Source organism: Isoptericola croceus, from assembly GCF_029382255.1.
In the GTDB taxonomy this organism is placed as follows: Bacteria; Actinomycetota; Actinomycetes; order Actinomycetales; family Cellulomonadaceae; genus Isoptericola; species Isoptericola croceus.
Genome location: NZ_JARLLG010000306.1, coordinates 1 through 269, shown reverse-complemented (window position 1 = coordinate 269; position 269 = coordinate 1). Strand labels below are relative to the sequence as shown.

The following is a 269-nucleotide window of genomic DNA, read 5'->3' as shown; positions in this document are numbered from 1 at the left end:
ACGACGATTGCTTTTAGTCCTTTTTTCCGAAGAATTAAATCTGGTTGTGCTTTGCGGTTCACTTTCGTTCTACTGACTGAGTAGCCTTGCTTTTGAAAAAGTGGGACTAATAGTTGTTGAAATTCCCGATCAGGTATCTCATCAATATTTAATAATTCAGAAGATAGATGGCGAGAAATCCACTTCGATGTTTTTAAAAGATGTGTGATTCCTAATGTGGAAAGGATCGCGGCTAGTACAAATCCAAATATCGTAAAACTGTAATTATA

At 36.1% G+C, this 269-nt stretch carries 1 protein-coding gene; it reads right to left on the bottom strand.

All coding sequences use genetic code 11. The features are described from left to right. Window positions 1-269 (bottom strand): restriction endonuclease (locus PZC42_RS24730; protein ID WP_277214185.1); only part of this gene is annotated, 269 nt, incomplete at both ends.